Source organism: Streptomyces sp. NPDC002467 (assembly GCF_042889825.1).
Lineage (GTDB): Bacteria > Actinomycetota > Actinomycetes > Streptomycetales > Streptomycetaceae > Streptomyces.
The window spans coordinates 516,456-536,862 of record NZ_JBIARJ010000001.1 but is presented as its reverse complement, the minus strand read 5'-3'; the positions used below and the strand labels follow the sequence as shown (position 1 = coordinate 536,862).

Below are 20,407 nucleotides of genomic sequence, written 5' to 3'. Positions count from 1 at the left end.
GTGTCAACTTACGGGCGCGTACGGCTACAGGGACGGGACTGCTGGCATGGCTGGGGACACCAAGCAACGCACCGCGCGGCTCGACACCGACCTGCGCGGGTTCAGGGAAGTGCAACGCCTCTCCTACGAGTGCGCGGAGGCCGTCGCGGCCCAACTGCGGCCCGGGGTGACCGAGCGCGAGGCCGCGCGCATGCAGCGCGAGTGGCTGCGCGAGCGGGGCGTACGGGACTGGTTCCACCTGCCGTTCGCCTGGTTCGGTGACCGCACCGCGTTCGTGAACTTCAAGATCCCGCTCCAGTTCTTCCCCACCAACCGGAAGCTGGAGCCGGGGATGCCGTTCATCCTCGACATGGCCCCGGTCTACAAGGGGTACGCGGCCGACATCGGGTACTCGGGCAGCCTCGGGCTCAATCCGGTGCAGGACCGGCTCATGTCCGACCTGCGCGAACACCGGGTGCTGATCCTGGAGCAGGTGCGCGAGCGCCGGTCGCTGCGCGAGATCTACGAGAACGTCGAGCGGCTGATGACCCGGCAGGGGTACGCCAACCGGCACCGCGCGTATCCCTTCGGCGTCATCGCCCACAAGATCGACCGGGTCAAGGAGCGGCGCTGGTCGCCGACCGCGTTCGGTTTCGGCACGCAGTCCCTCAAGGGGCTGGCCAGTGACGCCCTGCACGGACACCGTGAGGGCTGGTCCCCGCTGTGGAGCCCGTACCACTTCTCCGACCACGCGCCGCAGCCCGGCCTGTGGGCGGTGGAGCCGCATCTGGGCTTCCGGGGCACGGGGGCGAAGTTCGAGGAGATCCTGGTCGTCACCGACTCCCGGGATCCCGAGGAGAGCGCGTTCTGGCTGGACGACGATCTGCCGCACGTGCGGCGCTGGGCCGAGGAGAAGGCAGCATGAGCGGCATGAACCGTATGAACGGCGCCGGCGGAGCGGGCGCGGCGGCACTGGCCGGCGCGCGCGAGCGCCGGGTGAGTACCGGCGGCATCGAACTGTGCGTCGTCGAGCTCGGCGAGAGCGACCGGCCGACCGTGGTGCTGGTGCACGGCTATCCGGACAGCAAGGAGGTCTGGTCGGAGGTGGCCGAGCGGCTCGCCGAACGCTTCCACGTTGTGCTGTACGACGTGCGAGGCCACGGGCGCTCCAGCGCGCCGCAGCCGCTGCGCGGCGGCTTCACCCTGGAGAAGTTGACCGACGACTTCCTGGCCGTGGCGGACGCGGTCAGCCCCGACCGGCCGGTGCACCTGGTCGGCCACGACTGGGGCTCGGTACAGGGCTGGGAGTTCGCGACGGTCGCCCGCACCGAGGGCCGCATCGCCTCCTTCACCTCGGTGTCGGGGCCCTCCCTCGACCACTTCGGGCACTGGATCAAGAAGCGGATGTCGCGGCCCACCCCGCGCCGGGCGGCGCAGCTGCTCGGCCAGGGCGCCAAGTCCTGGTACGTCTACATGCTGCACACGCCCGTGCTGCCGGAGCTCGCCTGGCGCGGGCCCCTCGGCAAGCGGTGGCCGAAGATGCTGGAGCGCGTCGAGAAGATCCCCTCCGGTTCCTACCCGACGGCCTCGCTGCCCTCGGACGCGGCGCACGGGGCCTGGCTCTACCGGGACAACGTACGCCCCCGCCTGCGCCGGCCCCGCACGGACGCCTTCGCGCACGCCCCGGTGCAGCTGATCACCCCGACCGGGGACGCCTTCCTCTCGGAGCGGCTCTACGACGACCTGGAGCGGTGGGCCCCGGACCTGCTGCGCCGGACGCTGCCCGCCAAGCACTGGGTTCCGCGGACCCGCCCCGACCAGCTGGCCGCCTGGGTCACCGAGTTCGTCACGGCCCGGGAGGAACCGGCGACCCGCGCACCGGAGCTGAAGGCCCCGGGCAAGTACGCCGATCGCTTCGGCGGCCAACTGGTGCTGGTGACCGGCGCGGCCAGTGGCATCGGCCGGGCCACCGCCTTCGCCTTCGCCGAGGCCGGGGCCCGCGTGGTGGCCGTGGACCGGGACGGCGAGGGCGCGACGCGCACGGCCGACATGGCCCGCCTCGTCGGCGCCCCGGAGGCCTGGGGCGAGTGCGTGGACGTCAGCGACGAGCAGGCGATGGAGAAGCTCGCCGCGAAGGTCGCCGCCGAGTACGGGATCGTGGACGTCCTGGTCAACAACGCCGGGATCGGCCTGTCCGGGTCCTTCCTCGACACCAGCGCCGAGGACTGGAAGAAGGTCCTCGACGTCAATCTGTGGGGGGTCATCCACGGCTGCCGGATATTCGGGAAGCAGATGGCCGAGCGCGGCCAGGGCGGACACATCGTCAACACCGCCTCCGCCGCCGCCTACCTCCCCTCGCGGACCCTGCCCGCCTACAGCACGTCGAAGGCCGCGGTCCTGATGCTGTCGGAGTGCCTGCGCGCCGAACTGGCCTCCAAGTCGATCGGCGTCTCGGCGATCTGCCCCGGCATCGTCAACACCAACATCACCGCCACCTCACGCTTCGCCGGGGTGGACGCGGCCGAGGAGAAGCGCCGCCAGGAACGCTCCTCGCGGCTGTACGGGCTGCGCAACTTCCCGCCGGAGAAGGTCGCCGACGCGATCCTGCGGGCCGTGGTGCGCAACGAGGCGGTGGTGCCGGTGACTCCGGAGTCCAAGGGCGCCCTGTGGATGTCCCGCTTCGCGCCGCGCACCCTGCGGCGGATCGCGAGGCTGGAGCCCCGGCTGTGAGCGGTGGCCAACGGGCCGCTCCCCACGAGGAGAGAGCTCGGCACGGCCATACCCCCCTACATCCGGCGGTCGTACCATCCCTCGCAGGAGGGCTCGCTGCGCAGGGCGGTCGAGCACCTTGCGGCCTCACCCGCCGCCCGGGCCGCGGCGGGCGCGGTCGGCCGAGCCGCGATGTCGTAGGGAGCCGGGATTGTCCGATCAGGCGGTAGCCGAGTACAGGATCGAGGATCTGGCGCACCACAGCGGGGCCACGGTGCGCACGATCCGTGCGTACCAGGACCGCGGGCTGCTGCCGAAGCCGGAGCGGCGGGGCCGCTCCAACGTCTACCGGGACACGCATCTGGCGCGGCTGCGCCAGATCGCGGACCTGTTGGACCGCGGCTACACCCTGGCCTCCATCAAGGAACTGCTGGAGGCCTGGGACGCCGGGCGCGGGCTGGGCGGCGTACTGGGGCTGGTCGCCGAGGTGCACGGGCCGTGGACCGACGAGGAGGCCGCGCGGATCACCCGGGAGGAGCTGAACGAGCGGTTCGGCGGAAGGCCCGACGACGACGCCGTGGGCGAGGCGTGCGAGCTGGGGGTGCTGGAGCGGATCCCGGGCCGCCCGGACCAGTTCCTGGTGCCCTCCCCGCAGGAGCTTGCCGTGGCCGCCGAGCTGTACGCGGCGGGTGTGCCGCTGTCGGCGATCACCGGGCACCTGCGGGAACTGCGCGGGCAGGTCGAGCACATCGCCTCGCGGTTCCTGGAGTTCACCACCGAGCACGTCTTCGCGCGCTACCTCGGGCAGGTCCCGCCGACCGACGCGGACGCGGCGGAGGCGGCGACGATGGTGCGGCGGCTGCGGCCACTGGCCCAGCAGACGGTGGACGCGGAGCTGGCGCGGGCGATGCGGCTGTTCGCCACACGGCACCTCCAGCGGCACTTGGGGGCGTCCGGGACGCCCCAGCCGTCGGGTCCCTCACCGGTGGTGCTGCCGGCCGGGACGGTCCGGGCGGTGCAGGAGCTGGTCGGCGCGGAACACGTCGCCGAGTTCGTCCGGGCGGCGACCGAGCGGGAGCTGCAGGCCCGGACGATGAACGATCTGGCGCGCAGGGGTGAGCGCCAGGGCACGCCGTAGGGCGTACGGAAGGATGTGCGTCCGCCCGTTCAGTAGTCCACAGGGCGGATCACTCGTTTGCCGTCAAAACCAGCCCAATCGGCTGTGGACAAGTCCACTTCGCCTGTGGGCAACGGAGCCGGCGTCTCAACCGATGGTCTCGAACTCGCCCTTGGCCGGGGAGGTGGCGGTCGGCGCGATCTCGGCCGGCACCGTCCTGGTGGTGCGCGCGCTCCCGTAGAGGATGCTCGCGAGGGCGAGACCCAGGACCCCGCCGATCAGCTGGGCGGCCACGAACCCGGGGAGGGACTCCGGCGCGATGCCCGTGAAGGAGTCGCTGAAGGAGCGCCCGATGGTGCCGGCCGGGTTGGCGAAGGACCCGGAGGAGGTGAACCAGATCGCGGCGGCGATGTACGCGGCGACCGCGGCCGGGATGAGCTTCGGGCGCCCGATGCGCCCCAGGCCCTGGATGACCAGGACGAGCCCGGCGGTGGCGATCACCTCGCCGAGGAGCAGGTTCCCGCCGTCGCGGACCTGGGTGGCGAAGGCGCCCGGGGTCCTGCCGAACATGAGCTCGGCGAGGACGGCGCCGCTGATGGCCCCCGCGGTCTGGGACGCGGTGTAGACGAGCGCGTCCCGGCCGGTGAGCCCGTCGCCGCCCGTGCGCCGGGCCCACCAGCTGGTCAGGGTGACCACCGGGTTGAGGTGGGCGCCGGACAGCGGCCCGAGGAGGGTGATGATCAGCCCGAGGCCGATGGCCGAGGCCAGCGAGTTGGCGATGAGGGCCACGCCCGTGTCGGCGCTGAGCTGGGCGGCCTTGATTCCGGAACCGATCACGACCACGAGGAGACCGGCGGTTCCGATGATCTCGGCGGCTGCGCGGCGTGGCAGAGAGGTACGGGCTGTCATGTTTTCTCCCCCTGGGCAGAAGTGGCAGCGGAAAAGATATTCCGTATCTTGGAAAAACGATAGCGGTGTCCGGCGCCTCCGGGTACCACGAAAATCCCTTTTCGGAAGGTCCTCCACCCGGCACGCTGGGCGTATGGATGAAAGACGCACGGTCAAGGTCTCCAAATACGTCTCGAAACACCTGCGCCATCAGCCGGAACGGATCGGACTGGTGCTCGATCCGCACGGCTGGGTGGAGATCGACGATCTTCTGCGTGCGGCGACCGCGCACGGGTTCCCTTTCACCCGCGCCGAGCTCGACCACGTCGTCGCCGCCAACGACAAGAAGCGGTTCGCCGTCGACGGCACCCGGATCCGCGCCAGCCAGGGCCACACCGTTCCCGTGGACCTCGATCTTCCGGAGGCCGAGCCGCCCGCGTACCTCTACCACGGCACCGTCGCCGCCGCCCTGGACGCCATCCGTGCCGAGGGCCTGCGCCCCATGGCCCGCCACCACGTACACCTGTCCCCCGACCGGGAGACCGCCACCCGGGTCGGCGCCCGGCGCGGCCGGCCGGTGGTGCTCGGCGTGGACGCCGCGGCCATGCGCGAGGCCGGCCACGTCTTCATGATCAGCGCCAACGGCGTGTGGCTGGTCGACTCCGTACCCCCGCGTTTCCTGCGCTTCCGGTAACGCGGGGGCCGAGGGAATTCACGCTGAGATTGTCGGACCATCCCCCTAATGTGTGTCCCACTCCGGGATCCGTGAGGGGGGGCACCTCGCGATCACCGAACCAACCATGCACGCACGCGAGGTGACGCACCATGACGTCCGAATCCGAAACCGAAACCGAATCCCACAGCTTTCAGGTAGATCTGCGCGGCCTGGTGGACCTCCTCTCCCACCACCTCTACTCCAGCCCGCGCGTCTACGTCCGCGAACTCCTGCAGAACGCCGTGGACGCGGTCACCGCCCGCCACGCCCTCGACCCCGGCGCGCAGGTCCGCATCCGGCTGTCGGCCACCGGCGGCCGGGTGACCATCGAGGACAGCGGCATCGGCCTGACGGCCGCCGAGGCCCACTCCCTCCTCGCCACCATCGGCCGCAGCTCCAAGCGCGGCGGCGACCACGGACTGGAGGCCGCCCGCCGCGAGTTCCTGGGCCAGTTCGGCATCGGACTCCTCGCCTGCTTCGTCGTCGCCCGCCGGATCCGCGTCGTCACCCGCTCCGCCCGCGACCCCCACGCCGCACCCGTCGAATGGCTGGCCACGGACGACGGCTCGTACACGGTCCGCGAACTGCCCCACGAGGCACGCCCGGAGCCCGGCACCACCGTGGTTCTGGAAGCCCGCCCCGGCGCCGCGGAATGGACCGTACCTGCCAAGGTCGAGCAACTGGCCCGCGACTACGGCTCCCTCCTCCCGTACGACATCACCTTCGACGACGGCCAGGGCGGCGAGCCGCGCCCGATCACCGACCTGCCCGCCGTGTGGGACCGGCCCTTCCCCACCCCTGCCGCCCGCCGCGTCGCACTCGCCGGACACTGCTCCGCGCTCTTCGGTTTCACCCCGCTCGACAGCATCGACCTCGACCTGCCCGTCGCCGGGGTGCGCGGAGTCGCGTACGTGCTCCCCGAGCCGACCAGCCCCGCCCACCGGGCCGGACACCGCGTCCACCTCAAGGGCATGCTGCTGACCGACCGGGCCGACAACCTGCTGCCCGACTGGGCGTTCTTCGTGCGCGTCGTCCTCGACACGGACACCCTGCGCCCCACCGCCTCCCGCGAGAACCTGTACGACGACGAGACCCTCTCCGCCGTACGCGAGGCCCTCGGATCCCGCGTGCGCGGCTGGCTCGCCGAGCTCGCGGCGAGCGACCCGGAACGCCTGGCCGCCTTCCTCCGCGTCCACCACCTCGGTGTGAAGTCCATGGCCCGGCACGACTCCGAACTGCTCGGACTGATGCTGCCGTGGCTGCCGTTCGAGACCAGCGACGGCTCGATGAGCCTCCAGGAATTCGCGGCCGCCCACACCGACATCCACTTCACGCGCACCGTCGAGGAGTTCCGCCAGATCGCCCCGATCGCCGCGGCCCACGGCCTCGGCGTCATCAACGCCGGCTACACCTACGACGCCGACCTGCTGGCCCTGCTGCCCTCCGTACGCCCGGAGTTGAAGGTCACCGAACTCGACGCCGGAGCCGTCACCGAGCGGCTCGACCCGGTTCCGACCTCCGCCGAACTGGCCCTCGCCCCCTTCCTCGCCACCGCCCGCACCCGCCTGGAACCCCAGGGCTGTGACGTGGTGCTGCGCGCCTTCCAGCCCGTCGCCGTCCCCGCGCTCTACCTCGACGACCGCCAGGCCCGCCAGGAACGCGACCGGACCGCCGCACTGGAGAGCGCCGACTCCCTGTGGAGCGGCATCCTCGGCGCGCTGCGCGGCTCCGCACCCCGCGCACGCCTGGTCCTCAACCACAACAACCCGCTGATCCGCAGGATCTCCGCCCTCCCCGACGAGGCGCTGACCGGCACCGCCGTCGAATCGCTGTACGGACAGGCCCTGCTGATGTCCCAGCGGCCGCTGCGCCCGGCCGACTCGACCCTGCTCAACCGGGCCTTCCTCGGGCTCCTGGAGTGGGCGACCCACCCGACGGCCCCCGCCGTCGACGACACCGACGCCCGCGACGCCCAGGAGGACCAGAAGTGACGACCATGACGCGCGAGGACATCGTGCGGGGTCTGGCCGAGAACCGGGAAGCGCCGAACGGCTCCGCGCGCAACGCGCACGCCGAGGCACTGGCCGGGGCGGCCGAGGCGAGCGATGACCGGGCCCTGTTCCGCGAGGCCCTGGACAACCTGATCAACGCCTACCTCTACAGCTCCGAGTCCTCGAAGATGCTGGTGCCCTTCGCCCGGCTGCTCCAGGAGTACGACAAGGACCCCGGCGCCTTCTCCGATTGGGACGCGCACTCGCTGTTCTGGCAGTTCAAGTGGGTGGCCACCGCCATCTCCGACTCCCCCGGGATCCCCCTGGAGTCGGCCATGGGATGGCTGGAGGAGATGGAACGCCGCTACCGGACCGCGGGCTACAGCGAGCGGCCCGTCCGTGAGGCCGAGCTCTGGCTCGCCCACGCCACCGGCCAGGACGAGCGGGCCGAGCAGGCCTTCGCACGCTGGCAGGCCGCGGACCGCGACACCATGAGCGACTGCCGTGCCTGCGAGCTCAACGGCCAGGGACAGTACGCCGTCCTGCACGGGGACGACGCCGAAGCCCTCGACATCTGGAAGCCGGTCCTCGAAGGCGACCTGACCTGCGCCGAGGAGCCCCACCGGGTACTCGCGACCTCGCTGCTGCCGCTGGTGCGGCTCGGCCGGACCGACGAGGCCCGCTCGAACCATCTGCGCGGCTACCGCCTGGCCCGGGGCAACGACAGCCTGCTCCCCTCGGTCGGCCGGCACATCGAGTTCTGCGCGCTGACCGGCAACGAATCGCGCGGCCTGGAGATCCTGGCCGAACACGCCCCGCACGTGACCCCCCTGGCCAACGTCGACGACCGGCTGGCGTTCCACGGGGGCGTCCTCGTACTGCTGCGCCGCCTGGAGGAACTGGGCCACGGGCGGCTCCCCGCCGTCCCCTACGAGGGGATCCCCCGAACCGTCTCCGAGCTGTACGAGGTCCTGCACGCGGGCGCCCTCGACATCGCCCGCCAGTTCGACGCCCGCAACGGCACCACCCGCGTGTCGGACCGGTTCCTGGAGCGGGTCGCGCGGCAGCCGCTGGTCGACGTGCTCCCGCTGGGCGTGCGGGGCAGCGTGCTGCCGCAGCCCGAGCCGCAGGCGCCCACCGTGGCCGGACCGACGGCGACAACAGACGGCTCCCGTCCTACCCTCGGCTTCGAGGAGTTGGTGGAACGGGCCCGCAGCGCCCGCGACCTGGGACATCCGGGTGCGGACGCCCTGTGGGCCGAGGTCGCCGTACGGGTGGACGCACGGCCGGAGACCGATCCTCTGGTCCGCGCCGACCTCGCGGACCACCGCGCCCTGGCCGCCGCGCGGAGCGGCGCCGAGAACGCGTCCGGGCTGCTCGCCGCGGCCCGGGACCAGTACCTGGCGCTGGGCCGGACGGAGCGGGCGGCGCTGGCCGAGCTGCGACTCGCGAGCGAGGCCGCCCAGTCCGGGGCAGCTCCCGCACGGATCCGGGAGCTGCTGGCGACGGCCGTACGGGCCGCCGAGGCCCTGGACCCGGCCGAACCCCTCCGCACCCGCCGGATCGCGCTCGCCGAACTGTCCGTGATCCGTGTGGAGTCGTACCTGCGCTCGGTCGAAGCGGCAGGAGCCGAAGCCCACGGTCAGGAGCACGGGCACGGTGAGCTCGCCGCCGAACTGACCGCCTTCGTCGCGTCCTACCGGGACACCCCCCTGACGGACCTGGTCGCGGACGCCGAGGAGATGCTCGGCCGGGTGGCCCTGTCGCAGGGTGATCCGGAGCGGGCCGTGACCCTGCTGGCCGAAGCCGCCGCGCGGGGTGTCGGAGCGGGCCGGCCCTGGCAGGCGGTGGACCCCCTCGTGCTGAGGGCGGGGCTGCTGATGTCGTTGGAGCGCCCCGAAGAGGCGGAACGGTCGGCGCGTTCCGCTCTGGAGCACTCCGCCGAGGTGATCGACGCCGAGGCGCAGGGCGTCGTACGGCTGACCCTGGCGGACGTCCTGCTGCGTCGGGGTACCGCCGCGGCGGAGACGGCCGAGCACGCGCTGGCGGCGTCCCACTGGTTCGACCAGGCCGGTCTCACCGCCGACGGCGGGGCGCAGGCCCGGCTGCTGCTGGCCCGGGCGTACGCGCAGGGCGACCGGCCGGCCGAGGCGGCGGAGGTCCTGCAGTCGACGCTGCCCGACCTGCTGGAGCACGGCGAGCAACAGGCGGTGTACGTTCGGGAATTCCTGGGCGACCTGCTGCGCCGGCTCAACGAGCTCCGGCCGGCGGCCGAGCAGTTCCTGCTCGCCGCGGAAGCGACCGAGGGCTGGGAGGACCCCCGCCCGCAGGCGAACCTCGCGCAGTCGGCCGCCGACACCCTCTCCGACGCGGGGCTGCCCGAAGAGGCGGTCGCCGCCTACGAGCGCGCCCTCGCGCTGCACCGGCGGGCGGGCGGGGCCCCGATCGCCGAGGTGCGGATCCTGCGCTCCCTGGCCTGGCTGGGACTGCGCGAGGAGATCACGGGGGAGGCCGTGGAGCGGGCCCGGGCTCGGATGGACGAGGCCGCCTCGGTGCTGGAAGTCGCCTCGGCGGCGAATCCCGGCGACCCCGCACTGCACTCCGAACTCGCCCAGACCTGGCACCAACTGGCGCAGGTACTCGACCGGCACGTCAACGCGAACGGCCAGTCCCACGACGAGGACGACGAGGACGAGGACGACGGCGAGGGCTTCGAGGACGAAGACCGCTCCGAGCCGTCGCTCGACGCCTCGGAGGTCGACGGACTGCGCGTGGAGGAGATCGAGCTGTGGGACCGGGCCGCCCAGACCTATGCGGACCTCGGCCCGGACCATCTGCGCGACCGGTTCCAGTGCGTGACCAACGCCGCGTGGACCGAGCACGAGCGGGATGACGCGGAAGCGGGTGCCACCCGCGTCTCCGCCCTGATCGACGAGTTGCGTCTGCTGCCCGAGGGCGAGCTGCCGGACTGGCTGCTCCCCTCCGCGGAGCGTGTGCTCGGGCAGCTGCGGAGCTGAGCCTCGCGTCGCCGCTTCCGGTGCACGGGCACGGGAAGCGGCGGCGGACGGCCGGTCAGCCCTGCAGCTGGGCCAGGCCCTCGGTGGCGATCTTCTCGAAGACGCTCTGGTCAGCGGCGAAGTCGGAGTCCGGGATCGGGGCGTGGATCACCAGCTCCGTGAAGCCGAGATCGCGGTGTCGGCCGGCGAAGTCGACGAACGCGTCCACGGACTCCAGCACCCGGTTGGCCTCGGGCGTGAAGCCGGTCAGAAGGATCTTCTCCATCGGCTCGGACTCCCGCCCGATCTCCGCCATCGCCTTGTGGAGGCGTTCGAGCTGCCCGCGCAGAGCCTCCCTGGACTGCTCGGGCGTGCCCTCTTCGAAGAGCTTCGGGTCACCCGTGGTCACCCATGCCTGGCCGTGGCGGGCTGCGAGCCGCAGGCCCCGCGGTCCGGTCGCGGCGACGGCGAACGGCAGCCTCGGCCGCTGCACACAGCCGGGAATGTTGCGGGCCTCCTCGGCGGAGTAAAAGGTCCCCTCGTGGGTCACCGCGTCCTCGGTCAGCAGCCGGTCCAGCAGCGGCACGAACTCGGCGAACCGGTCCGCCCGCTCACGCGGACTCCAGGCCTCCTGGCCCAGCGCGGTCGCGTCGAAGCCGTTGCCACCCGCGCCGATGCCGAGCGTGATCCGGCCGCCGGAGATGTCGTCGAGGGAGATGAGCTCCTTGGCCAGGGTCACCGGGTGCCGGAAGTTCGGCGAGGTCACCAGCGTGCCCAGGCGCAGCCGCTCGGTGGCGGTGGCCGCCGCAGTCAGCGTAGGCAGCGCACCGAACCACGGCCCGTCGCGGAAGGACCGCCACGAGAGGTGGTCGTAGGTGTAGGCGGTGTGGAAGCCGAGCTGCTCGGCCGTGACCCACTGGTCGCGGCCTCCCTCGTGCCATCGCCGTACCGGAAGGATCACCGTGCTCAGACGCAGACTCATGCGTCGAGCCTACGGTGAGGCGGTGTTTCACGTGAAACACCGCCTCACCGCGACAGCCGCCTCGACCGTGGCCCGACCGTGGCCCCGCCGTGGTCGGGCCGTGGTCGGGCCGTTCGGGGCCATGGGCGAAGATGGGGCGGTGACCTCGGCCTCCCAGCGCCCGGACGGGACGACCCCCGTGCCCCGGCTCATCGCCACCGACCTCGACGGAACTCTGCTGCGCGACGACAAGTCCGTATCGGAGCGCACCGTCGCCGCGCTCGCCGCAGCCGAGGAGGCGGGCGTCGAGGTCTTCTTCGTGACGGGCCGCCCGGCCCGCTGGATGGACGTGGTCAGCGACCACGTCCACGGGCACGGCCTCGCGATCTGCGCCAACGGGGCCGCAGTCGTCGACCTCCACGCGGGACGCGAGTTCGTACTGGTCAGAGCCCTTCCGCGGGCCGCGGCGCTCTCCGTCGTGGAGGCCTTGCGCGCGGCGGCTCCCGGCACCTCCTTCGCCGTCGAGATGACGACCGGCATCAACTACGAACCCGCCTACCCCCCCTTCTTCAAGGACCCGGGCGCGATCCTGGCCACCGCCGAGAAGCTGCTCCAGGAGGACACGGACGACAGCGCCGCGCCCGTGCTCAAGCTGCTCGCGCACCACAACGAGCTCGCCCCCGACGAGTTCCTGGAGCTGGCGCGCTCCGCCGCCGGCTCGTACGCGTCGATCACCCGGTCCAGCCCGACCGCCCTCCTGGAGATCAGCGGGCACGGGGTCTCCAAGGCGAGCACCCTGGCGCTGTGCTGCGCCGAACGGGGCATCTCCCCCGACGAGGTGGTCGCCTTCGGGGACATGCCGAACGACATCGAGATGCTCGACTGGGCCGGCACCTCGTACGCGATGGGCAACGCCCACCCCGCCGTGATCGCGGCCGCGTCCGGCCGTACGACCGCCAACGACGAGGACGGGGTCGCCGTCGTCATCGAGCGCATCGTGGCCGAGCGCATCGGCCGGCGGCAGCAGGGCTCTAGAGCGGAGCTTCCGGAGCGGAACTTCTAGAGCGGCGCCTCCCACACCAGGGTGGTTCCGCCGCCGTCCTCTCCGATCCCCGGGCCGTACCAGCTCGCGCCGCCCAAGGACTCGGCCCGTCGACGCAGGTTCCGCAGCCCGCTGCGCCGGCCGCCCTCGGGGATGCCCACCCCGTCGTCGGCGACCTCCAGCCGGACCCCGGGCCGCCCGTCTTCCAGGCTGACGGTGCAGTCCAGCACCACCTCGATCCGCGACGCGTCCGCGTGCCGGAAGGCGTTGGACAGGGCCTCGCGCAGCGCGGCGATCAGGTTCTTGCCCACGAGCTCGCCGACGACCGCGTCGATCGGGCCGAGGAACCGGTGCGCGGGCTTGAAGCCCAGGGGCACGGCGGCCATGTTGATCTCGCGCAGTACCCGGGTGCGAAGTCCGGAAGGGGCCTCCGCCGGGCCCTGCTGGAGAGCGAAGATCGCGGTGCGGATCTCCTGGATGGTCACGTCCAGCTCGTCCACGGCCTTGCCCACGCCGTCGCGGACCTCGGGGACGATGGAACGGCGCTGGGCGCCCTCCAGCATCATCCCGGTGGCGAACAACCGCTGGATGACGAGGTCGTGCAGATCGCGGGCGATCCGGTCGCGGTCCTCGAAGACGGCGAGCCGTTCCCGGTCCCGCTGGGCCTCGGCCATCATCAGGGCCAGGGCCGCCTGAGAGGCGAACTGGGTGGCCAGTGTCCGCTCGGCTTCGCTGAAGGGCCGCCCGCCGCGGGCCCGGGGGGTGACGAGCGCACCGAGCACCCGGCCGCCGCTGTGCAGCGGCAGCATCATGCAGGGGCCGTACTGGCTGGTCAGCTTGCTGATCATGCGGGGATCGGAGGCGGCGTCCTCCACGAAGACGGGCTCGCCCTGGAGCAGCCTGTCCACCACGGGGCTCTCGGCCGGGATCACCACACCCAGCGAGGTGGCCGGGTTCTCGGCGGAGACGGCGACGATCTCCATGCCGCCCTCCTCGGCCGGGAGCATCACGATCCCGGCTGCCGAGTCGGCCAGGTGGCGGGCCTGTTCGGCGACCACGGCGAGGGCGTCGTCTGCGTCGCCGCCGGACAGCAGGGCGGTGGTAACGGCCACCGAGCCGTCGATCCAGCGCTCCCGCTGGGTGGCTGCCTCGTACAGCCGGGCGTTGCCGATGGCGATGCCCGCCTCGGTGGCCAGCACCCGGACCATGTGGACGTCGTAGTCGTTGAACTCGACGCCGCTGTTCTTCTCGGCGAGGTAGAGGTTGCCGAAGATCTCTCCCTGCACCCGGATCGGGACCCCGAGGAAGGTCTTCATCGCGGGGTGGTGCGGCGGGAAGCCCGCCGACCTCGGGTCTTCGGTCAGGTCGGCGAGCCGCACCGTTTCGGGGTGCGAGATCAGTGCCCCGAGCAGGCCCCGCTTCCCGTCGGGGCGGTGCCCGATCTTCCGGGCCTCTTCGGAACCGATGCCGTGGGTGACGAAGTCAGAGAGCCCCCGGCCCTCCGTGTCGACGACGCCGATCGCCGCGTAGCGGGCGCCGGCCAGCTCGGCGGCGGTCTCGCAGATGCGGTCGAGCGTGGAGTGCAGCTCGAGTCCCGTACCGACCGACCTCATGGCCTCCAGCAGCTGCGGCACCCGGGCCGTGAGCTCGGTGGACAGGCCGTGCAGACTCCTGGTGGCCTGGGTGGCGGCCTCCAGCGGGTCCGGCGTTCCGGTGGTTCCAGGGCTTCCGGGGGTTCCGGGGGTTCCCGCAGTTCCGTGTGACGGATCGGGGGATTCCTGCGACTCCTGCACTGACATGCCCTTGAGACTAGTTAGTGCCCATTAGCGGGGAAAGTCGGCCAAAGTCCCGTCTGCTGCCCGTTCCCGCTCCAGCAGCCTGCGCAGTGGGCCCTCGGTGCCGGCCAGCTCGGCGTAGGCGCCACGCTGCACGACGGCCCCGCGATCCAGCACCAGCACCTCGTCGACCGCTTCCAGACCGGCCAGCCGGTGCGTGATCAGCACGGTCGTACGGCCCTCGGTCGCGGCCAGCAGATCCGCCGTCAAGGCGTCCGCGGTGGCCAGGTCGAGATGCTCGGCCGGTTCGTCGAGGACCAGTACGGGGAAGTCGGCGAGCAGCGCCCGGGCCAGGGCGAGGCGCTGCCGCTGACCGCCCGAGATCCGTTCGCCGTGTTCTCCGACCAGGGTGTCCAGCCCGTCCGGCAGGCCGTCCGCCCACTCCAGGAGCCGGGCCGCGGCCAGCGCCCCGCGCAGTTCCTCCTCGCTCGCGCCGGTCCGGGCGAGGCGCAGGTTCTCCCGTACGGAGCTGTCGAAGATGTGCGCGTCCTGGGCGCACAGACCGACGAGCGTGCGGACGTCGTCCCCGTCGAGGGTGCGGGCGTCGCTCCCGCCCAGGGTGTAGGTGCCCTCGCGCGGGTCCAGGAACCGGAGCAGGACCTGGGCCAGGGTGGTCTTGCCGGAGCCCGAGGGTCCGACGACGGCGATGCGCCGGCCGGCCTCCAGGGTGAGGTCGATCCCGCGCAGCGCGTCCCGTTCCTGGCCCAGGTGGCGGGCGCCGAGCCCGGTGAGCCGCAGCGGGAACGGCGAGGCGGGGGCCGCGGCGGGCCGCTCCGGCTCGGCGACCGGGGCCGGGGCGTCGATGACCTCGTACAGCCGCTCGGCGCTACGGCGCACCCGCTGGCGGTACTGGACGGCGAGCGGCAGTCCGCTCACCGCCTCGAAGGCGGCGAGCGGCGTGAGCACGGCGACGGCCATGGCCACCCCGGTCAGCCGTCCCGCCTGCACCGCGTTCGCGGCGAACGCCGCGGAGACCACCACGGTGAGCCCGCACACCAAGGCGGACAGTCCGCCGCCGAGCCCGCTCGCGGCGGCACCCCGTGCGGCGATGCGTGTCAGCAGGCCGTCGCTCTCGCGCGTACGGCCCTTGCGGTCCTCCAGCGCGCCGGCCACGGTCAGCTCCGCGGTGCCGGTGAGCAGATCGGCCACCCGGGTGGCGAGTTCGCCCCGGGCGGGCGCGAGCCTGCGTTCGGCCCGGCGGGCGCAGGCCCCGCTGACCAGCGGCACCCCGACCCCCGCGGCGAGCAGTCCGGCGGCGAGCACCGCTCCCGCCTCGGGCAGCAGCCAGGCGGTGAAGGCGACCGAGCCGGTGCCGACGATCAGCGCGGTGCCGACCGGCAGCAGCCAGCGCAGCCAGTAGTCCTGCAGTGCGTCGGCGTCGGCGACGAGGCGGGCCAGCAGGTCCCCGCGCCGGTGCTCGCGCAGTCCGGCCGGTGCGATGCGCTCCAGCCTCCGGTAAACGGAGACGCGCAGGTCGGCGAGCATCCGCAGGACGGCGTCGTGGGAGACGAGCCGCTCTGCGTACCGGAAGACGGCCCGGCCCATGCCGAAGGCCCGCGTGGCCGTGACGGCCACCATCAGGTAGAGCACCGGCGGTTGTTCGGAGGCCCTGGAGATCAGCCACCCGGACACGGCCATCAGGCCGACGCTGCACCCGACGGCCAGCGCCCCCAGCAACAGTCCGAGCCGGAACCGCCCCCGCCAGGCCGTGGCGGCGGCGCGCACCCGGGCGAGCGGGTTCGCGCCGGGCGTCCGTACCGGCGCGGGCCCGGCGGGCAGGGCATCATCGGCGTCCGACACCACGGCCGGCCGCGGATCCCTGGGCCGGAGCGCGGGGGCACCGGCCGCTCCGGCGGACGCCTCGGGGGACAGCCCCTCGGGACGCACCCCCACGACCCGGTCGGCGAGTGCCAGCAGCGCCGGGCGGTGCACGACCAGCAGCACGGTCCGCCCCACGGCGAGCCGGCGTACGGCCTCCACGATCCCGGCCTCGGTCTCCCCGTCCAGGGCGGCGGTGGGCTCGTCCAGCAGGAGAACGGGACGGTCCGCGAGGAACGCCCGTGCCAGGGCGAGCCGCTGGCGCTGGCCGGCGGACAGGCCCGCGCCGCCCTCGCCGAGCCTGGTCCCCGTCCCCTGCGGCAGCGCGGAGACGAACGGCCACGCCCCGGCTTCCTCCAGAGCGGCGGTCACTTCGGCGTCCGAGGCCCCGGGCCGGGCCAGCTTCACGTTCTCGGCGATGGTCCCGGCGAACAAGTGCGGCCGCTGCGGCACCCACGCGATCCGCGAGCGCCACTGCTCCGCCGCCAGCTCGGCCAGGTCCACGCCCGCCACCCGGACCCGCCCCGCGGTGGGCGCCCTGAACCCGAGCAGCACCTGGAGCAGCGTGGACTTGCCGGCCCCGCTGGGTCCGGTGAGGGCCACGCACTCTCCCGGTCCGACGGTCAGCGAGACGGGAGCGGGGGAGTCCTCGCCCCGGCCCTCGTGGCGGACGGCGACCCCGTCGATCTCGATCCGCAGCGGCGCCCCGGCCGGCAGCTCCGCCCTTCCGCCGGGGCCGGGGAGGGGGGTCTCCAGTACGTCGAAGATCTCCTCGGCGGCGGCCAGCCCCTCGGCGGCCGCGTGGTACTGCGCCCCCACCTGCCGCAGCGGCAGGTACGCCTCGGGCGCCAGGATCAGGATGACCAGCCCGGTGTAGAGGTCGAGGCCGCCGTGGACCAGCCGCATGCCGATGGTCACGGCCACCAGCGCCACCGACAGGGTGGCCAGCAGCTCCAGCGCGAAGGAGGAGAGGAAGGCGATGCGCAGGGTGCGCATCGTGGCGCGCCGGTAGTCATCGGTGATCTTGCGGATCGACTCGGCCTGCGCCTTGGCCCGCCCGAAGACCTTCAGGGTCGGCAGACCCGCCACCACGTCGAGGAAGTGCCCCGACAGCCGCGACAGCAGCCGCCACTGGCGGTCCATCCTCGACTGGGTGGCCATGCCGATGAGGACCATGAACAGGGGGATCAGCGGCAGCGTGACCACGATGATGGCGGCCGACACCCAGTCCTCGGTGACCACGCGGGCGAGCACCGCCGCCGGTACGACCACGGCGAGCCCCAGCTGGGGCAGGTAGCGGGAGAAGTAGTCGTCGAGGGCGTCCACCCCTCGGGTGGCCAGCTGCACCAGCGAGCCGGTGCGCTGCCCCGTAAGCCGGCCGGGCCCCAGGTCGGCGGCCCGCTCCAGGAGCCTGCCCCGCAGCTCCGACTTGACGGCCGCGCCGGCCCGGTGGGCGGCCAGTTCCGTCAGCCAGGCGATCAGGCCGCGCCCCAGCGCCACCGCCGCGAGCAGCAGCAGCGGCGTCCGGAGCGCGGCTCCGTCCAGCCCCTTCTCGAAGGCACCGACCACGATCTCGGCGATGAGCATCGCCTGACCGACGACCAGCCCCGCGCCGGCAACGCCCAGGGCCACCACCGCCCCCAGGAAGAGGCGGGTGGTGCGGGCGTACCGGAGCAGGCGCGGGTCGATCGGTTTCACGTGAAACATCCCTCGGGCAGGGGGGTCGAACGGGTGGGTCGGGCGTCAGTGCGCGTCGACGATGTGCTGCGTGCCGATGCGCTTGCGGAACACCCAGTACGTCCAGCCCTGGTAGAGCAGGACGAGCGGGGTGGCCACGGCCGCCAGCCACGTCATGATCTTCAGCGTGTACGCGCTGGACGAGGCGTTGGTGACCGTGAGGTTCCACGCGGCGTCCAGCGAGGACGGCATGACGTTCGGGAACAGCGTCAGGAAGAGCATCGCGACGGCCGCCGCGATGGTGACCCCGGACAGTGCGAACGACCAGCCCTCGCGGCCCGCCTGGTTGAAGCCCAGGGCCCCGAGCAGCGCGATCACCGCGATGGCCATGGCGACCAGGCTCTTGGCGTCGCCGCGCGTGAACTGGGTCCAGGTCAGGAAGACCAGGGCGAGCACCGCGGCCACCACGCCGAGCCGGGTCGCGAGCCCGCGGGCGCGCTCCCGGATGTCACCCACCGTCTTGAGCGAGGCGAAGACCGCGCCGTGGAAGGTGAACAGGGTGAGGGTGACCAGGCCGCCGAGGATCGAGTAGCCGTTGAGCAGGTCGAGGAAGGTCCCGACGTACTCCTTGTGCTGGTCGATCTTCACGCCGCGCACGATGTTGGCGAAGGCCACGCCCCACAGAAAGGCGGGGATCAGCGAGGTCCAGAAGATCGCGTGTTCCCAGTTGGTCTGCCAGCGTTCCTCGGCGCGCTTGTGCCGGTACTCGAAGGCGACACCGCGGACGATGAGGCAGACGAGGATGATCAGCAGCGGCAGGTAGAACCCGGAGAAGAGGGTGGCGTACCAGTCGGGGAAGGCGGCGAAGGTCGCGCCGCCCGCGGTGAGCAGCCAGACCTCGTTGCCGTCCCAGACGGGCCCGATCGTGTTGATCAGGACCCGCTTCTCGGTGCGGTCGCGGGCGAGCAGCTTGGTCAGTACGCCGATCCCGAAGTCGAAACCCTCCAGGAAGAAGTAGCCGATCCAGAGGACGGCGATGAGTACGAACCAGACGTCGTGGAGTTGCATGGTGTGGTCTCCCCAGCCTCAGTACGAGAAGGCCATCGGCCGGTCGGCGTTCTTGTCGTCCCCGCCGATCTTGGTGGGCGGGTTCAGGTCGGCCTCGGTGAGCTCGGGCGGGCCGGCCTTGACGTACTTGACGAGGAGCTTGACCTCGATGACGGCGAGCACGGCGTAGAGCAGCGTGAAGCCGATCATGGAGGTGAGGATCTCGCCCTGCGATACGTTCGGCGAGACCGCGTCCCGGGTGCGCAGGACCCCGTAGACCACCCACGGCTGGCGGCCCATCTCGGTGAAGATCCAGCCCCAGGAGTTGGCGATCAGCGGGAAGCCCATGGTCCAGAGCGCGACGACCCAGTACAGCTGTCCCCACTTCGGGCTCAGCGCCTGCTTGAAGAGGACCAGGTTCGGGACCTCGTCCTCCGAGGTGCGCAGCCCCGGCGGCAGCATGAACTTCTTGCGGGTCAGCCACAGGCCCAGCACGCCGACGCCGAGCGAGGCCATGCCGAAGCCGATCATCCAGCGGAAGCCCCAGTAGGCGACCGGGATGTTGGGCCGGTAGTCGCCGGGCCCGAACTTCTCCTGCTCGGACTTGTTGACGTCGTTGATGCCGGGGACGAAGGAGCTGAAGTCGTCGTTGGCGAGGAAGGACAGCAGGCCGGGGATCTCTATCGCGACCTTGTTGTGGCCCTTCTCGACGTCGCCGTAGGCGAAGACGGAGAAGGGAGCCGGCGCCTCGCCGTCCCAGAGCGCCTCGGCGGCCGCCATCTTCATGGGCTGCTGCTTGAACATGACCTTGCCGAGCAGGTCGCCGCTGATGGCGGTACCCATGCCGGCGATGATCAGGGTGACCAGGCCGACCCGCAGCGAGGTCCGCATCACGGGGATGTGCTTCTTGCGCGCGAGGTGGAAGGCGGAGATGCCGACCATGAACGCGCCGCCGACCAGGAAGGCGGCCGTGATCGTGTGGAAGAACTGGGTGAGGGCGGTGTTCTGGGTGAGCACGAGCCAGAAGTCGGTGAGCTCGGCCCGGCCCCGCTCCTCGTTGATGCGGTACCCGACCGGGTGCTGCATCCAGGAGTTCGCCGCCAGGATGAAGTAGGCGGACAGGACGGTGCCCATGGACACCATCCAGATGCAGGCCAGGTGGATCTTCTTGGGCAGCTTGTCCCAGCCGAAGATCCACAGGCCGATGAAGGTCGATTCGAAGAAGAAGGCGATCAGCGCCTCGAAGGCCAGCGGCGCTCCGAAGATGTCACCCACGAATCGCGAGTAGTCGGACCAGTTCATGCCGAACTGGAACTCCTGGACGATGCCGGTGACGACACCCATCGCGATATTGATCAAGAAAAGCTTTCCCCAGAACTTCGTGGCCCTGAGGTACTTCTCCTTCTCCGTGCGCACCCAGGCGGTCTGCAGGCCGGCCGTGAGGGCGGCGAGCGAGATCGTCAGCGGCACGAAGAGGAAGTGATAGACGGTGGTAATGCCGAACTGCCAGCGCGCCAATGTCTCTGGCGCCAAAGCTAGGTCCACGTCGTCTTCTCCTTGTCGTCGCCGTGGTCACAGCCGCAGTCTGCCTGGCGGGTTCCCCCCATATGGGGAGAAGCAGGACACGCTTGT

Annotated in this window: 13 protein-coding genes and 1 pseudogene; 8 read left to right on the top strand and 6 right to left on the bottom strand. The window is 72.0% G+C overall.

Going from position 1 to position 20,407, the window contains the following annotated elements; all coding sequences use genetic code 11:
• Nucleotides 1-46: 46 nt before the first annotated feature.
• The 4 genes and pseudogenes from ACFYYJ_RS02500 (at nt 47) to ACFYYJ_RS02485 (ending at nt 3,826) form a co-directional block, all read left to right on the top strand.
• Complete coding sequence (locus tag ACFYYJ_RS02500; protein ID WP_384591037.1) at nt 47-904, top strand: M24 family metallopeptidase; 858 nt, start codon at nt 47-49, stop codon at nt 902-904.
• Nucleotides 901-2,709 carry an SDR family oxidoreductase gene (locus ACFYYJ_RS02495; protein WP_389127837.1) on the top strand — a complete coding sequence of 603 codons (1,809 nt, stop codon included), beginning with the start codon at nt 901-903 and terminating at the stop codon, nt 2,707-2,709. Before ACFYYJ_RS02500 ends, ACFYYJ_RS02495 begins: the two co-directional genes overlap by 4 nt.
• Nucleotides 2,710-2,889: pseudogene (locus ACFYYJ_RS02490) on the top strand (metal-dependent hydrolase); the annotation flags it as partial.
• Between the two features lie 10 nt (nt 2,890-2,899).
• Complete coding sequence (locus tag ACFYYJ_RS02485) at nt 2,900-3,826, top strand: MerR family transcriptional regulator (RefSeq protein WP_389127835.1); 927 nt, start codon at nt 2,900-2,902, stop codon at nt 3,824-3,826.
• A 126-nt stretch (nt 3,827-3,952) separates the two neighbouring features.
• Here ACFYYJ_RS02485 and ACFYYJ_RS02480 read toward each other — a convergent pair whose 3' ends face one another.
• Entirely contained in the window at nt 3,953-4,714 is a 762-nt protein-coding gene (locus tag ACFYYJ_RS02480; protein ID WP_389127833.1) for an aquaporin, read from the bottom strand.
• Between the two features lie 133 nt (nt 4,715-4,847).
• Between ACFYYJ_RS02480 and ACFYYJ_RS02475 the strand changes: the two genes are divergently transcribed.
• From ACFYYJ_RS02475 to ACFYYJ_RS02465, 3 genes are all read left to right on the top strand, one after another.
• Nucleotides 4,848-5,387: an RNA 2'-phosphotransferase gene (locus tag ACFYYJ_RS02475; protein WP_385125731.1), complete on the top strand. Its 540-nt coding sequence runs from the start codon at nt 4,848-4,850 to the stop codon at nt 5,385-5,387.
• Between the two features lie 131 nt (nt 5,388-5,518).
• A complete protein-coding gene (locus tag ACFYYJ_RS02470) occupies nt 5,519-7,399 on the top strand; it encodes an HSP90 family protein (protein ID WP_385357544.1) in 1,881 nt (626 codons plus the stop codon).
• Complete coding sequence (locus ACFYYJ_RS02465) at nt 7,396-10,416, top strand: tetratricopeptide repeat protein (RefSeq protein WP_389127830.1); 3,021 nt, start codon at nt 7,396-7,398, stop codon at nt 10,414-10,416. Before ACFYYJ_RS02470 ends, ACFYYJ_RS02465 begins: the two co-directional genes overlap by 4 nt.
• Before the next feature lie 55 nt (nt 10,417-10,471).
• Here ACFYYJ_RS02465 and ACFYYJ_RS02460 read toward each other — a convergent pair whose 3' ends face one another.
• Complete coding sequence (locus tag ACFYYJ_RS02460; protein ID WP_389127828.1) at nt 10,472-11,377, bottom strand: LLM class flavin-dependent oxidoreductase; 906 nt, start codon at nt 11,375-11,377, stop codon at nt 10,472-10,474.
• Between the two features lie 121 nt (nt 11,378-11,498).
• On the opposite strand from ACFYYJ_RS02460, the gene ACFYYJ_RS02455 reads away from it, so the two are divergent.
• Entirely contained in the window at nt 11,499-12,419 is a 921-nt protein-coding gene (locus ACFYYJ_RS02455; protein ID WP_389127826.1) for a Cof-type HAD-IIB family hydrolase, read from the top strand.
• Here the strand turns inward: ACFYYJ_RS02455 and ACFYYJ_RS02450 are convergent.
• Genes ACFYYJ_RS02450 through ACFYYJ_RS02435 form a run of 4 tightly spaced genes read right to left on the bottom strand, consistent with a single transcriptional unit; the run spans nt 12,416 to nt 20,320 of the window.
• Complete coding sequence (locus tag ACFYYJ_RS02450) at nt 12,416-14,197, bottom strand: GAF domain-containing sensor histidine kinase (protein ID WP_389127824.1); 1,782 nt, start codon at nt 14,195-14,197, stop codon at nt 12,416-12,418. The genes ACFYYJ_RS02455 and ACFYYJ_RS02450 overlap by 4 nt on opposite strands.
• Before the next feature lie 24 nt (nt 14,198-14,221).
• Nucleotides 14,222-17,749, bottom strand: coding sequence for a thiol reductant ABC exporter subunit CydD (gene cydD / locus ACFYYJ_RS02445; RefSeq protein ID WP_389127821.1), 3,528 nt, complete (start codon nt 17,747-17,749; stop codon nt 14,222-14,224).
• 45 nt (nt 17,750-17,794) lie between these two features.
• Entirely contained in the window at nt 17,795-18,796 is a 1,002-nt protein-coding gene (gene cydB, locus ACFYYJ_RS02440) for a cytochrome d ubiquinol oxidase subunit II (RefSeq protein WP_385124628.1), read from the bottom strand.
• Between the two features lie 18 nt (nt 18,797-18,814).
• Nucleotides 18,815-20,320, bottom strand: coding sequence for a cytochrome ubiquinol oxidase subunit I (locus ACFYYJ_RS02435; RefSeq protein WP_385365513.1), 1,506 nt, complete (start codon nt 20,318-20,320; stop codon nt 18,815-18,817).
• Nucleotides 20,321-20,407 lie beyond the last annotated feature (87 nt).